The sequence below is a fragment of the Aeromonas sp. S12(2024) genome (genome assembly GCF_041402305.1).
Classification (GTDB): domain Bacteria; phylum Pseudomonadota; class Gammaproteobacteria; order Enterobacterales; family Aeromonadaceae; genus Aeromonas; species Aeromonas veronii.
Genome location: NZ_JBGLRB010000006.1, coordinates 197,210 through 212,514 on the forward strand (window position 1 = coordinate 197,210; position 15,305 = coordinate 212,514).

The 15,305-nt window shown below is 60.5% G+C and carries 9 protein-coding genes and 2 riboswitches; of the genes, 5 read left to right on the top strand and 4 right to left on the bottom strand.

Annotated elements, in window-relative coordinates:
- Positions 1–52: 52 nt before the first annotated feature.
- Positions 53–140: riboswitch (cyclic di-GMP riboswitch) on the bottom strand.
- A gap of 315 nt (positions 141–455) precedes the next feature.
- On the top strand, positions 456–1,691 hold the full coding sequence (locus ACB035_RS08435; RefSeq protein ID WP_371167061.1) for a diguanylate cyclase domain-containing protein: 1,236 nt from the start codon (positions 456–458) through the stop codon (positions 1,689–1,691).
- Between the two features lie 128 nt (positions 1,692–1,819).
- On the opposite strand, the gene ACB035_RS08440 is transcribed toward ACB035_RS08435, so the two are convergent.
- Both ACB035_RS08440 and ACB035_RS08445 read right to left on the bottom strand, forming a co-directional pair.
- Positions 1,820–4,414, bottom strand: coding sequence for a glycosyl hydrolase family 18 protein (locus tag ACB035_RS08440; RefSeq protein ID WP_371167062.1), 2,595 nt, complete (start codon positions 4,412–4,414; stop codon positions 1,820–1,822).
- 102 nt (positions 4,415–4,516) lie between these two features.
- Positions 4,517–4,604, bottom strand: a riboswitch (cyclic di-GMP riboswitch).
- 234 nt (positions 4,605–4,838) lie between these two features.
- Positions 4,839–8,294 (bottom strand): NahK/ErcS family hybrid sensor histidine kinase/response regulator, encoded by a 3,456-nt coding sequence (locus tag ACB035_RS08445; RefSeq protein WP_371167063.1) that lies wholly within the window; start codon positions 8,292–8,294, stop codon positions 4,839–4,841.
- Between the two features lie 215 nt (positions 8,295–8,509).
- Here ACB035_RS08445 and ACB035_RS08450 point away from each other — a divergent pair, with 215 nt between their 5' ends.
- Genes ACB035_RS08450 through ACB035_RS08460 form a run of 3 tightly spaced genes read left to right on the top strand, consistent with a single transcriptional unit; the run spans position 8,510 to position 10,500 of the window.
- Positions 8,510–9,058 carry a DUF2975 domain-containing protein gene (locus tag ACB035_RS08450; RefSeq protein ID WP_213386642.1) on the top strand — a complete coding sequence of 183 codons (549 nt, stop codon included), beginning with the start codon at positions 8,510–8,512 and terminating at the stop codon, positions 9,056–9,058.
- Between the two features lie 7 nt (positions 9,059–9,065).
- Positions 9,066–9,275, top strand: coding sequence for a helix-turn-helix transcriptional regulator (locus ACB035_RS08455; protein ID WP_005348179.1), 210 nt, complete (start codon positions 9,066–9,068; stop codon positions 9,273–9,275).
- 7 nt (positions 9,276–9,282) lie between these two features.
- A complete protein-coding gene (locus ACB035_RS08460) occupies positions 9,283–10,500 on the top strand; it encodes a hypothetical protein (RefSeq protein ID WP_371167064.1) in 1,218 nt (405 codons plus the stop codon).
- Positions 10,501–10,577: 77 nt separating this feature from the next.
- On the opposite strand, the gene ACB035_RS08465 is transcribed toward ACB035_RS08460, so the two are convergent.
- The gene (locus tag ACB035_RS08465) at positions 10,578–11,732 is read right to left on the bottom strand and encodes a 3-phenylpropionate MFS transporter (protein ID WP_371167065.1); all 1,155 of its coding nucleotides are present in this window, start codon (positions 11,730–11,732) and stop codon (positions 10,578–10,580) included.
- 289 nt (positions 11,733–12,021) lie between these two features.
- Positions 12,022–14,127, bottom strand: coding sequence for a TonB-dependent hemoglobin/transferrin/lactoferrin family receptor (locus ACB035_RS08470; protein WP_139442008.1), 2,106 nt, complete (start codon positions 14,125–14,127; stop codon positions 12,022–12,024).
- A gap of 193 nt (positions 14,128–14,320) precedes the next feature.
- Between ACB035_RS08470 and ACB035_RS08475 the strand changes: the two genes are divergently transcribed.
- Positions 14,321–15,292 (top strand): ChaN family lipoprotein, encoded by a 972-nt coding sequence (locus tag ACB035_RS08475; RefSeq protein ID WP_371167066.1) that lies wholly within the window; start codon positions 14,321–14,323, stop codon positions 15,290–15,292.
- Positions 15,293–15,305: the final 13 nt, after the last annotated feature.

The window sequence follows — 15,305 nt, forward strand, 5'->3', positions numbered from 1 at the left end:
GACAGGTGACACAAAAACGGCCACCCCTTGGCAAAGGCAGCCTGCATTCTACTGTGGTGGCCCCGCTATCCTAGGCCGTCTTGACCCTTAGACCGGAAGCTTTGCGTCCCGACTTTTCAATCGGTTTGCCCTTGTCACAACGTTATTTCTGGCGATAAATAATCGCCGATTGACTGTAGGGTAATTCTGATAAGTAAGCAAATCGGACCATTGCCAGCCCACCAGTTACCAACCCTGACAATTACCCACTTTCAAGAAATTAATGTTTAAAAAACAGCCGGATATGCAGACCTAATCTCATCACCTCCAACCAGATACCTCACACCATTTTTTTGATCTGCATCACACCAAATTGAGAAAAATCAATGAGTAAGAACAATATGCGACAAAAGACCCATCTGTGTCGCAACTAATGAATTTATAATCGCCGCTTTGCATGGCCAGCAGGTGTCTTCATGCCCAACGAACTGCCCTCACGCACCCGGTTATCCAGATACGACCAATTTGTTCGTTTGACGATTTATGCCTTGCCACTGGCCGGGATGATCTGGCTTATCAACAGCCTCAATGGCTGGCAAAGGGCGCCGCTTGCCAGCACCTTGCTAGTCCAGAGCTACCTTATCTGCACCTTCTGGCTCTATCGCCACTACCGCTACCATCTGCACCGCCAGTGGCAGCATCTGAGTGAGGCGCTCAAGATCAACGAAACCACCGCCGAACTGGCCCGCAACTCGGCGCAATACCAGACCGAAGAGGCCTTTCTGGAGGATCTGCTCAGACGAGCCGTGATGTTGATCCCGGGGGCCGAGATGGGCTGCCTGATCAAGCTGCTGCCGGGCACAGGCATGTTGAGGTATGAAGCGGCCATCGGCATGGATTTGGTGAAACTGCGGCGGATCAATCTGCCGCTGGAGCACACCTTTCAGTACAAGCTGACTCAGGGGCGCTGCAACAAAACACTGCTGATCAACGACCTGTCGAAGATAAATGCCACCATGCCCCTGTCCGAACAGGACAGAGAGCTGCTGGTCAACTGCACCGACCTGCCCATCCAGGCCACGCTGGCGACCCCGATCCATATCGATGGTCAGCTCTACGGCATGATCAATATGGACAGCAGCAAACGTAATGCCTTTACCCGCTACGACAGCCACCTGATGGCGATCCTGGCGCGGGATATTCGCCACGCCATCACCATCTATCAGCAGTCCCGCCGCATCTATCAGCTGGCCAATACCGACCAGCTGACCGGGCTCGCCAATCGCCAGCAATTCGAACTCGCTCTGCAGGGGCAGCCGGAAGGCACCCTGCTGCTGATCGACATGGATAATCTCAAGCAGCTCAATGACAGCAGTGGCCATTTGGCGGGTGATCAGGCCCTGCGCCTTATCGCTGATGGCATACGCCAGCACTTCGGTCAGGGGGTGATTGCCGCCCGCTTCGGCGGGGATGAGTTTGTGCTGCTCACCACTCTGACACCGACCGAGCTGCAACAGGCGATGGCCAGGCTGACGACCATGCTGGCCAGCGCCTCCCCCACTATCTCGTGCAGCATGGGGATGGCCCCCTATCGCGGCGACTTTGCTGCCGCGTTTGCCAGAGCCGATGCCGACATGTACCAACACAAGCGGCACCACAAAAAGCACCGTGCGGCACAGATGCCAGCAAGCGGAGGGAGCATTAATCACTAGCCCGGAAGGGCCGCTTTGCAAGCACAAGAGAGAAGCTGGGGTGAAACCGGTTGGCAGGCCCGCCAGAATATGGCGAAGCGGGGAGAAAAAACGGGGCATGACTGGCATGCCCCGCCACCATTCAATGCTTATTTACAGCTGGCGGCTCCCACATCCTGCCAGACGTCGTGTTTGCTGGGCTCATTGCCCTTGGTCCAGTACTGCGCCTTCCACTGACGGCCGTTATGGGTGGTGAGCTCGCCACCGTTGTAGGCCACATTGGCATCCCAACCCAGTTGCACCTTGCTCACCAGCAGCCACTGATCCGCGGTGCGGCTAGGTTCGTTGCCCTGGGTCCAGTACTTGGCCTGCCACACCAGCTGGTTGTGGCTCACCTTGTCGCCGCTGTTATAGGTGCTTGCCGCTTTCCAGACTGGCCAGTTGGCCGCATCCGGATCGGTTGCCGTGCAACCACCGCCGCTGCTGGCCGGTTTGACCGTCAGACGGGTTGCCGCGCTGGCATCCAGCCCGCCGTCGGAGACGGTGACGCTCAGGTCATAGCTGGTGTCGCTGGTGACGCTCGGGCCGGTGACCACCAGAGTGGCGCTGTTCTGACCCGTTGCGGTGATGCCTGCCGGCACACTCCACTGATAAGTCAACGGATCACCGTTCGGATCGGAGGCGGTCGCCTTGATGGTCACCTGCTTGCCCGCCTCCACAGAGGCCGTGGCAGGTAGACTCACCACCGGCGCCAGATTGGCCTGCGGCGCCTTGTTGGTCACCACCACCTGATCCTTGGCACTCAACTGCTGGTCATCGCTCACTGTCAGCTCGAACACCAGATTGATGTCGGCAGCCACAGCATCCAGCACCACGCGGGCCTTGGCCTGAGTGGCATCGAGCAGGGCAGCCTGCGGCCCGGAGATCTGCTTCCAACTGTAGCTGAGCGCGCTGTTTTCCGGATCGTGGGAGGCCGACCCATCCAGCGTCACCTCGGTCGGGCCGGTCACCTTGAGGTCACTGCCTGCATTGGCCAATGGCGGCTTGTTGGCTGGTGGAGTCGTCCCCTCGCCGTGGCCCAGCCCTTCATGCATGGCGTTGAGGATGTCGCCGTTGTCGGCATCGATCTCCCAGGAGAAGAGGCCACCGAGCTTGTTGGCCAGCACATACTGCCCCTTGGCCTTGACCGAGCGCTCGTTGTCATAGGTGATGAGATCGCCGGTCGCCGCCTTGAACAGATAGGGCGCCTCGGCCACTTCGTCATAGCCCTTCTCCCAGCCCGCCCCCATCCGGTTGTTGACGATGTCGCGGTAATCCACCACCCCGTCCTCCCAGGTGCCTTTCACCTTGCCGGTCGCCTTGCCGGTGAAGGGGTTGCTGCCCTGATAACCGCTCACCCCGGTCCAGCCACGGCCATACATGGCGGCCCCGACCACCAGCTTGCCCGGTTCAACCCCCTGCGCCAGCAGCTGATTGACCGCCTTGTCGGTGGTGTACTTGGTAGCGGGATCCCAGCTTGCCGCATAAAGGTTGGTCTGGTGGCCCAGTTCGGTGTTGCTCCAGGCACCGTTGTAGTCGTAAGTCATCATGAAGATGTGGTCCATGTAGGGCTGGGCCGCCTTGTAGTCCACATCCTGGATCTTGTCACCCCCCGCACCAATGGCCGAGGTGAGCTCATACTGGCGACCGGTCTCGGCCTCCAGCTCGTCGAGCATGGCACGCAGCTCCTTCATCAGGGCCACATAGGTGGCACCATCACTCGGGCTACCCAGTTTCGGGTTGGCACCCTGTCCGCCCGGATACTCCCAGTCGATATCCACACCGTCGAAGAACTTCCAGGTCTGCAGGAACTCTTTCACCGAACCGACAAACACGTCACGCTGGGTTTTGTCACCGAGGAAGTAGAAGGGGTCGGAGAGGGTCCAACCGCCGACCGAGGGGAGGATCTTGAGGTTCGGATAGGCCTGCTTGAGCGCCATCAGGGCGCCAAAGTTGCCCTTGTAGGGCTCGTCATGGGCAGTGAGGTTGCCTTGCGGCATTTGGATGGCGGCCCAGGGATCGTGCATCGCCACCTTGAAGTCGGCGCGACCGGCACACGCCCGCTGCAGCGCCTGGAAGCTCCCTTCGATCTCCTTGAGGCTGTCGTTGAGGCCATCCCCGCCGCAGATGGGGGTGAAGCCATAGAGGATATGGGTCAGGTTCTGGGCCGGGATCTTGTCAACCGTAAACTTGCGGCCATAGACCCCCCACTCCACATAGTAAGTCCCCACCACCTTGCCGGACTTGTTGGCGTAAGGCTTGTTGTTCTCCTGCAGCGGCGCCTTGAGTGGCGCCAGATGGCTGCCGTCGGTATCGGCAACCACGATCTCCTTGGCATCAGAGAGGGTACAGCCATCGGCGTTGCACAGCGCCACCTGCATCTGGTAGCGCCCCCCTTTCTTCACCTTGAATTTGGCGCTGCCCGCTGCGGCCGAGGGGCCGGACCACACCTCCTGACCATTGAGCAGTACCTTGGCACTCTGGCCCAGATCGCCGCTCCAGAGGTTCCAGTTCACCTCCACATCGGCGGCATCCTTTACCCTGACCAGATTGTTGTAGGCAGTGGCCGCCTGATCGACTTCAACGATGGAAAACTTGGTGGGGCCCCATCCGATGGTGGGCTTGCCGGGCGCCGCAGCATAAGCGGACGAGGCGCAGCACAAACCGACCGCGAGGGCCAGCATGGTAGGCTTTGGACTTAGCATTTTTATATTTCCCTATTTCGTTATGTTGGCAACGAAAAGGGCTACGCCCTGACAGGTAACGCAGACGGCAGTGCGGCCTCTTGGCAAAGGTGCACAACAACCTGTGGTGGCCCCGCTATCTCAAGTACGGCTCATCCCTGGACCGGAAGCTTTGCGTCCCGATCTCGCGATCGGTTTGCCCTTCGGTTACTTCATTTGCGATGCAAAAAATCGCATCCCGACTATAGAGTGAGCCAATCCGGTCTGCCACTGTCGGCGTTCACCGACAGTGGCAAGCCAATGCACTAACTGGCAGCCATTACGCAGGAAGATGAAGATATCTTCGCCAATAAATCTCTGTTCTCGGCATTCATCCATGACCAGGGTCCACGGGATCATTGCGCGGTTTTGTGAGCCGGTTCACGGCTAGCCGCCCCGGATGTGGCTAGCGCAGCAGCAGACTGTTCATCAGGGCCCGCAGTTTGAGTGGTTTGACCGGTTTGCTGATATAGCCATACCCCCGCTCGCGGATCTGCGCCTGCAGCTCGCTCTTGCGATCGGCACTGATGATGATCCCTCCCAGTTCATCGCCACACACCCGCTGCAGGGCAGCCAGCGCCTCCAACCCGGTCTTGCCGTCATCGAGGTGGTAGTCGGAGAGCACCAGTCTCGGCACAAACCCGTCTGCCACCAGCGCCTCGGCTTCGGCCAGATCGACGGCGCAGCGCACCTCGCAGCCCCAACGGCCGAGCAGGGTGCTCATGGCGGTCAGAATGTCCCGCTCGTTGTCGATACAGAGCACGGCTACACCTTCCAGCTGGCTGTCGCGCGCCACCGGCGCCGCCAGCTGATGGGCCGTGACCGGCCGGGTCGCCAGATTGAGGGTCACCGCAAAGACCGACCCCTTGCCCGGCCAGCTCTGCAATGTGAGCTGATGACCGAGCACCAGCGATATGCCGCGGGCGATGGCAAGCCCCAGACCCAGCCCCTGCTCCTTGGCGGTGCGGGAGTGATCGAGGCGGGAGAACTCGTCGAAGATCGCCTCCTGCTTGTCTTGCGGGATGCCGGGGCCGTTATCCCACACCTCGATGCGGATCTTCTCCCCCATCCGGCGGCAACCGAGCAGCACCCTGCCGCCCGGGTTGTAGCGAAACGCATTGGTGAGGAAGTTCTGCAGCACCCGGCGCAGCAGCCGCACATCGCTGTGTACCGCATGCTTGCTCTCCACCACCGAGAAGTGGATCCCCCCCGCCTGCGCCAGCACGCCAAACTCCGCCTTGAGGTTGTCGAGCAGATCGCGCAGGGCGAAGTCGAGCTTCTTGGCCTTGAACTTGCCCGCTTCGAGCCGAGAGATATCGAGCAGATCGGTGATGAGATCCTCGGTCGCCCCCAGCGCATCATCGATATGACGGGCGATGCGGGCCTGCTCACCAGCATCGGGCAGCATTTCCAGCAGGGAGGAGGTAAACAGCTTGGCGGCATTGAGGGGTTGGGTCAGATCGTGGCTGACCGCCGCCAGAAAACGGCTCTTGGATTGATTGGCCCGCTCCACCTGCTGGTTCACCAGCAATAGTTGGCGGTTGAGTTCGGAGAGCTCACGGGTACGCTCGGCCACCCGCGCCTCCAGATGTTCGTTCGCTTCGCGCAGCACCCGCTCCGCATCTCGAAACGGGGTGATGTCGGTAAAGGTCATGACGAAACCACCGGCGGGCATGGGGTTGCCCTGCATCTCGATCACCCGCCCATCGGGGCGCTCCCGCGCCGAGATATGGGCGCTGCCCCGCTTCATAAAGGCGACCCGCCGCGCCACGTGATCCTCGATATCGCCGGGGCCACAGAGCCCCTGCTGGGCGTTATAGCGGATGATCTCTTCAATGGGGCGCCCTGCCTGAATAAGCCCCGGCGGATAGTGGAACAGCTCGATGTAGCGGCGGTTCCATGCCACCAGCCTAAGCTCCCTGTCCACCACCGAGATCCCCTGCCCGATATGCTCGATCGCCCCCTGCAGCAGGCCGCGGTTGAAGCGAAACACGTCGGAGGCCTCATCGACTATAGTGGCGATCTCCTCGAGCTGCATGTTGCGTCCCTGCAGGGCAGAGGCAAGCACCAGCCGCGCCGACGAGGTACCAAACACCCCCGCCAGCAGCCGCTCGGTGTGGGCAATCAGCTCGGCCGAAGCCTGCATCTGGGGCGCCAGGGTGCCGCCCCGCTCACCGGCGAAACGACCAAAGGCGCGTTTGACCCGGCTTGAACCGACAAAGCGGGCCGCCAGCATCTCCAGCTCCTTGACCGAGACCCGCGCCTGATAGAGGGCAGCGGTATCGCGGCTCGGCTTGCCGACAAAGTTGGCCGCCTGCAGCCGCTCGCTCACCGCAGGGCGCGACAGCAGGGAACCGGCCACATAACCTAGCAGGTTGAAGAGCAGGCTCAGGAAGATGCACCAGGCTCCGAGACTCAGCTCGCGAAACGCGGGCCAGTCCGGCGGCGCCAGCAGCTCGGCCAGCGGTGAACCGGCCAGCAGCCCGCTCTCCACCAGCAGAGTCACGAACCAGAGGCTCACCCCGAGGCTCAACCCAAGATAGACCCCCTTGCGATTGCCGTGACGCCAGTAGAGACCGAGCAGCAGGGCTGGCGCAAACTGGGCCACCGCGCCAAAGGAGAGATAGCCGATGCGCGACAAGCTGGTGAGATCGCCGAGCCAGAGGTAGAGCCCCCAGGCCGCCAGCAAGATCAGCAGGATGGCACCACGGCGCACCTGCAACAGCAGCCGCACCAGCCGCTCGTCGCGCCCCTGCCGCCAGAAGCGACGCAGCAGCACCGGCAGCACCAGATCGTTGCTCACCATGATGGCCAGCGCTATGGTGCAGACGATCACCATGCCGGTGGCCGCCGAGGTGCCGCCGAGAAACGCCAGCATCGCCATGCCATCGAAACCGAGGGCCATCGGCAGACTGATCACATAGGTGTCGGAGGCCATATCGGCACCCACCCACTGCTTGCCCGCCAGCGCCAACGGCCAGATAAAGAGCCCCATCACGAACAGGTAGAGCGGGAAGATCCAGCGCGCCCAGTGCAAATCCTGCCCCTGATTGTTCTCCACCACAGTCACATGAAACTGGCGCGGCAGGCAGATAACGGCGCACATCGCCAGCACCGTATAGATGGCAAGCTCCAGCAGGTTGCCGGGGCTCACCGCCACCACCTGCGCAAAGAAGTCGCGGGTCACCTGTTCGTGAGCCTCGCCCGGTTTGCTCAGGATCAGCCAGAGGGCGAAGCCCCCCACCGCGATAAAGGCCAGTAATTTGACCACCGACTCGAAAGCGATGGCCACCACCATCCCCCTGTGGTGTTCGGTAGCATCGAGATGGCGGGTACCGAACAGGATGCTGAACAACGCCAACAGCAGAGTGACCCCGAGCGCCAGCTCGCTGGTATTGCTGGTCGGGCTGATGCCGCCACTGTTGACCATCAGCAGATCCAGCCCGGTGACGATGGCTTTGAGCTGCAACACCAGATAGGGGAGGATCCCCATGATGGCGATAAGGGCGATCACCATGGCGAGCCGCTGGGATTTGCCGTAACGGGCGGCGATAAAGTCGGCGATGGAGGTGATGTGCTCGCGCTTGGCCACCAGAATAAGGCGGGCCAGCAGCCGCCAGCCAAACAGAAAGACCAGCATGGGGCCAAGGTAGATGGGCACCGGCGACCAGGGCGATTCACTCGCCTGCCCCACGGTGCCGAAGAAGGTCCAGGAGGTGCAGTAGACCGCCAGCGACAGGCTGTAGAGCAGCGGTTGCCCCTTGAGACGGTGCCGTTTGTGCTTGTCTGCCACGAAGGCGATCAGAAACAGCAGCCCCAGATAGGTGAGCGACAATCCGATCAGCAGCCATCCCTGGTGCATCGATAACTCCTTGTCCATGTTGAGTTTTTGTATACAGCCTCGCCAGTCTAGAGAGGCTGCAGCCAAAAGTCATCCCCTTCGGACAGATTGAAATTATCGTTTTTCAATAAGTTTTATCTTGACTGCATATCGTAAAACAATAAATACTGCCGATATGAATATTGATAAACGATAAACTTTACCTTTCAGATAAAACCATCACAGTGAGGAATGAGATGATCTCCAACAAACTCGAACGCTCGAGCATGCTGATCGAATGGCTGCTACTGCTGGCACTGCTGGCGACCCCTTTGATCACCTTGCTGGAGGTGTGGACCCCCTTCGGTGGCGCCGATTTGCTGCAGGAGAAGCTCAACACCATCTTGAGCCGCCCCGGCATCAATCCTGCCGACTATCCCCTTCACTTCTCCACCCGGCTGCTCGGCACCCTGGTACAGCTGTTGCCGGATCTGGTCTTTATGATGATGCTCTGGCAACTGCGTCAGCTGTTTCGCGGCTACCGCGCCGGTCTGCTCTTCACCTTCGAGCAGATCCGCCGCTACCGGCAGATCGGACTGCTGCTCTGTGCAACCTTCCTGGTCGAATTGATCCTGACCCCCTTGCTGGATACGGTGCTCACCATGAGAGGCCCGGAAGTACTCGGTACCATAGCGCTGAGTACCTCCGATTTCCGGGTACTGCTGGCGGGACTGATCGTACTGGCGCTGGCACTGGTCATGCGCGAGGCCAAACTGCTGGCCGATGAACAGCAACTGACGGTGTGAGGAACGTATGCCCATTATCATCCGCCTCGATGCCCTGCTGGCAGAGCGCAAAATGACCGCCCGCGAGCTGGCCCAGCGCATCGACATCACCGAGGCCAACCTCTCGATCCTCAAGAATGGCCACGCCAAGGCGGTGCGCTTCTCCACCCTGGAGGCCATCTGCCGTGAACTCAATTGCCAGCCCGGCGATCTGCTGGGCTACGAGCAGGAGCGCTAACCTTCTTATGAGTCGTCATATCACCCTGTTTGCCCTGTGGCTGCTGCCGCTGTGGGCCTGCGCTGGCAATGACGCGAGCGGCCCCCGCTACCTTGTCGAGCAGGGCGCCAGCGCCAATGTGCTGCAAGTGCGCCTCACCATGCAGGGCGAGCCCCCTTTTACCCTGCTCCCCGCCCGTCAGTTGCCGGGCAGTGCCACGCCGGTTTCCCCCGCGCGGGTCTGCCTTGCAGACAACCGGCCGGTTGCCCTCAACCAGCCCTTCTCCTGCAAGGAGATCGGCTGGCAGATCACGCTCACACCGGCTCCGGCAGAGGGTGCTGATGCCTCGGCCCAACAGTCGCTGCTGTTTGCTCCCAATCAGTGGCTATTGACCGAGTGGGGTAACTTTGTGCGCCAGATGGGGAGTCGCCAAGGAAAGGTTTGTCTGCCGGATGGCAGCTGCCAACCACTGCCGGATGTCAACCAGCCGCCGCTGATCCTGCCGTTTGGTCTGGACACTGTGCCCGTCACCAAGCCGGATCCGCGGCTGGTGCTAAGCCATGACGAGACCGCCAATCAGCTCGATCTGTCGGCCTTGCAGCAGCAACTGAATGAGATCGTCGACTATCTGGCCTTCCAGCTCGACGTGGATCCCCCCACTCACCCGTGGCAACTGGTGTGGCTGGGGCGGGATGTGGCGACCCGATCCCTTGGCGGCGCAGCTGGGGATCAGGTGTTTGTCGCCAACTACCCCACCGAGGCTGGCAAGCCGACGCCACAGGCCCCCTTGCGCCTGCTGCGCACCTCGGCCCACGAGGCGGTGCATATCCTCAGCGCTCGCCATACTGCGCCACAACCCACCTGGGTCAACGAGAGCCTCGCCGAGTACCTCGCCATCAAGGCGCTGCGCCGCTTTCGGCTGCATCAGGTCACGGCGGTCAACGAGCTGGCCGAGCGGGGCAAACTGCTACCCCATAGCGAGAGCGGCCTCTATCGGGCAGCTCGCGAGGTGCTGGCGGGCGATCGCTCCTACTACCCGCTCTTTTACGTCAAGGGGAGCGCCTTCTGGGAAGCGCTGGAGCGGGAGCTGCAGCACAATGACGTGACGCTGGCCCAACTGCTGCCCCAACTGGGCTGGCTACCGGATGGCCGCTTTGATGATGCATCCAATGAGCTGCTTGCCGGCACCATCGGCTCGGATACCTGGCGCCGCCTCAGCCGCCTCTATCTTGGCGAGCAACAGTAACGCCGCAAACCGCAGCAACAAAAAAGGGAGAGCCGTGGCTCTCCCTTTTGTTAGGTGATGATTCAAATAGACAAATATCAGGCTGGAGCACTCTCCTGCGCAGACGGCGCAAAGGGGCGCAGCCGCAGGAAGAAGACCGGCAAGACCACCAGCACCATCAGGAAGAAGATGCCGCCGCCAAGTGGCTCGAACAGCATACCGCAGAGTGCCATCAGAGCCGCTACCGTCATGCCAAGACCCAACGCAGCGTAGAGGGACTGGGTCGGGATCAACTGCTCGGCCGGTAGCTGGCGGGTCATGAAGCGCACTGCCCCGAGATGGCTCACCCCGAACGTCACCGCGTGGAGCAGCTGCCCCAGCACCAGTACCCACAGCTCGGTCGAAGCCCCCAGCAATACCCAGCGCACCACACAACCGATGGCTCCGGCGATAAAGAGGCTCTGCGCCCCGAGGCGCTGCAGGAAGCGCTTGTCGGCGGCGAACATGCAGATCTCGGCCACCACCCCGATCGCCCAGAGGTAACCGATGATGGTGCCGCTATACCCTTGCGCCTTCCAGTAGATGGCACTGAAACCGTAATAGGCAGCGTGGCTTCCCTGCAGCAGCGCGGTCAGCAACAGGAAGCGGCGCACCGGCGCGCTGCGCAGGGTCGCCAGCAGGGATGCCTTGGCGCGCTCCCCCTGCACATCCTGTGGCGCGGGACTAAGTGGCAGCCAGCTGAGCAGCAGCATCAGCACCAGCCCCGCCACCATGGTGTGCAAAATCCAGTCGCTGCCGAAGTTGCCCACCAGCGCCCCCACCAGAGTCGAGGCAACGATAAAAGCAAACGAACCGCACAGCCGCACCTTGCCGTAGTCGATGTGAGCCTGCACCACCATGCGGGTTGCCAGTGCCTCACCCACCGGCATCAGGGTCGGGTAGATAAAGTTGGCAATCAGGGTGAGACCGACCAACCACCAGAGGTGATGGCTGAGATAGAAGCCAAGGAAGGCGAGCAGACTGAGCAGAGATAACAATCGGGTAACCGGCAGCAGATGACCCGCCCCCTTGATCTGCCCCATCACCATCAGGTTGCCGGCAAAGCGGATCGCCATCCCCACCCCCAGCAGGAGACCAATCATCTCGGCGCTGACGCCCACCCCCTCCAGCCAGAGCGACCAGAACGGCAAGTAAGCGCCGTAGACAAAATAGAAGGCGCCGAAAAAGAGCGCTAACCAGGAGAACGCGGGCATAGAACCTCTACAACCGAATGACGGGAGCAGAATGATAACCCATCCTCCCCCGCAGATCCCGATGGAAACCCCGCTAAGAAAACGAAAAAACTTCAATAAAATTGAACTATTACCGAAGAAGCGGGGTCTACTTGGTAACACCTCCTCCTGGTTAGTGTTGCAATCCTTCCACCCGCCCATGGCGGGTTTCTTTTTTAGGCAAACATCTGCTCTGCTCCATCGTCACAACATGGCGGCGACAAAAAAGGGGCCGAAGCCCCTTTGATCATCTGCGTCTGTTGTTTGCTCTTTAGAATACGTATTTGACCCGTGCACTCAGGTTGCGGCCCGGTTCGGTCATCATGCTGTTATCGGAGCCCTCGGCACGACCGGCGATACGCTCGTAGCTGGTGTACTCCTTGTCAAACAGGTTGAAGACCCCGACGTTGAGCTGCAGGTCGGTCATCGGGTTGAACTGGGCGTACATATCTACCACACCCCAACCGGCGCTCTTCACGTAATCGTTGCCTTTGCTGTCTTTACGGACTTTGTCCATGTCGTCAGCAAAGCGCAGCGCGGTGTTGAAGTTCCATTGGGACTGTTCCAGACGCACACCGACGGAGCCGTTCAGCGGGCTCAGGCTGTTGATGTAGTTGCCATCCCCATCCTTGCCTTCGATGTAAGCGAGGTTGCCCCAGACATTGACGATGTCGTTGAGCCAGTAATCCGCCTTGGCTTCGACCCCTTTGGTGGTCGCCTTGCTCAGGTTCTGGTACTGGTAGACGGCGGTGCGCCCCTCTTTGCCCACTTCTACCATCTCGATGAAGTCTTCAAACTTGTTGTAGAAGCTGGCTACTTCATAGCTGAAGCCGTTGCTGCTGCCACGCACACCGAGATCGATGCCGTCGCTGCTCTCCGGATTGAGGTTCGGGTTGGGCTCGATGCGATAGCCGTACGCCTGATGGTTCAGGGTGGAGAAGGCGCTGTCATACATGGGGGCCTTGAAACCGTGGCTGTACTGGGCGAACAGGTTGGCCGCCTCGTGGGCCTTGAACACCAGACCCAGCTTGGGTGACAACTCCCCTTCGGAGAACTTGTGCAGCTTGTCGCCGGTGTAGGCCGGATCGTTGTCCGGAGTCATCCGGTAGTAGTCATAACGGGCACCCGGGGTCAGTACCCAGCGCTCGCCAAACTTGATCTCGTCAAAGGCCCACAGGGCGCTGCGCTCGCTGGTGGTAGCCGGGAAACTCAGCTCGTTGTAGCCGACAAAATCACCGGGAGTCGTCGGCCCCTTGTAACGGGTACGTTCGTTGTCGGTGTGTTCGTATTCAGCCCCCCAAGCCAGGCGGTGGTTGGCGACCGCCTTGTGGAACTGCAGCTGGGCGCCGATGTTCTTCTGATCGAACACGTTGTGATCCAGCGAGTTTTTGGTCACATAGGGGTTGCCGGGGCTGACCGGATACTTGGATGAGGCGTACTGATCCAGCGTCTGCTTGGTGCGGGCGAAATAGACCTTGCTATCCATCCGATCGGCCCAGCCTTGATTCAGCGCGATGCCGTGATCCAGCACCACAGAGAGGTTGTCGGTCTGCTTGTCGGTGATGGGCTGATCAAAGACACGGGCAGTGCCGGTACCGACCTTGTTGAGCTTGACCGCATCCGGCTCCTCGCCATCGGTCAGGTAGTCGACGGTCAGCTTGAGGAACTGCTCATCGGAGAGGTTCCACTTGCTCTTGAGCAGCAGGGCGTGGGTACCGATATCGAAGTCGTTCTTGGTGGAGTCGAAATTCTGGGTCACACCGCCATCGCGCCAGGTGTAGCGCAGCAGGTTCTCCACTTCACCAGTGCGCAAGGCGCCGGTAAAGCCCGCCATCTTCTGGTGGCTGCTGGAGGCGTAACCGCTGGTCACATCCAGATAACTATCCTTACCCTTGAGGAAGTCGCTGGCATCCTTGGTGGTGATGGCAATCACGCCACCCAGCGCATCGGAGCCGTAGGCGGCAGACGCCGGCCCCTTGGCCACTTCTACCTGCTTGATCATGTCGGTATCGAAGTAGCTCTGGCCAACCCCGCCCTTGCTGTAGGCATCGTTCTGGCGCACACCGTCGCGCACCACCTTGACCCGGTTTTCACCCATGCCGCGGATGATGAAGGTCTGCGCATCCCCCTGACCGCCGAGCACGGTCACACCGGGTTCGTAGCGAAACAGGTCGGCGACGTTGGTGACGACCTGCTCTTCAATCTGCTTGGCGGTGATCACCGAGATGGGGCCGGAGACATCTTCCAGTTTTTGCTCCATCCGTGAGCCGCTGACGACCACGACTTCATCCGCCTTCTGGGTGGCAGCAAAGACCTGGGAGGAGAGACCAGCCGCCACGGCGAGGGCAACCAGAGAGAGTGCGTTATGATGGGTCACAGCGAATCCTTATTGAGAACTGTTATCAAACAGGCCGCATATTACCCTGCTCTCGACAAAGATCAACAAGAAACGAAATCATTCTCATTTGTTTTGAGCCAAATTGGTTTTACACTGTCGCCCTGTGTTGCCCTTATTCTCTATTAGCCCCCCGAGATGCACCGGCATCCGGGCATATCAGCCGTGAGATCCCATGATTAGACGACTTCCCCTGCTCGCCCTGCCGCTGCTGCTGACAGCCTGTGCCACCCCCACCCAACCGACCCAGTCATCACAGTTGCAGACGCTCTATGACTACCGGCTAAGCAGCGAGGGAGACGCAGACCTGACGCTGGAGCAGGCAATCGCGCGCATTGCCGACGCCGACATCATTCTGGTGGGTGAGCTGCACAGCCATCCCGCCGTGCATCTGTTGCAATCGCGCCTGCTGAGCGGGCTCTACACCGCAGGTCAGCAGCACGGTCGGCCATTGGCCCTCTCCATGGAGCAATTCAGCCGCGCCGATCAGAAGACGCTGGATGCCTATCTGGCGAACCAGATTGGTGAAGCGGCCTTGATCCGCGAAGGCAACGCCTGGCCCAACTATCCGAGCGACTACCGCCCGCTGGTAGAGTTTGCCAAGGCTCACCGGATGCCAGTGATCGCCGCCAACGCCCCCAAGCCGCTGGTGAGCTGTGTCGGTCAGGAGGGGGCTGAGTGGCTCGACAAACTGCCCGCGTCGCGTCGCAGCCAGCTGGCCCGCCAGCTGACGCTGGGGGATGATCCCTATCGCCAGAAATTTATGGCCTCCATGCACCACGGCGATGCCGACAGCAACGCCCGCCGCTTCGCCGCCCAGACCAGCTGGGATGACACCATGGCCGAGAGCATGGTGGATTATCTCGCCAAGCACCCGGGCCAGCAGATCATGCATATCGCCGGCAATTTCCACGTCGAGGGGGGGCTTGGGCTCGCCAGTCGCATCGCCAGCCGTAATCCGGCCCTCAAGGTAGCGCTGGTCGTGCCCCGTACAGATGAGACCTCTGTTGCAGATCCCGCAGCCGATGTGCAGGTAACCATCATGCCGCTGCCTAAGCGCTGGCAAAACAGTGACGAGATGAAGCAAGATATGGGCGCGCTGCATCAATCCCGCAGTCGTGACTGCAGCCAGTGGCTGCAACCCTAATCTTCAAGGAAAC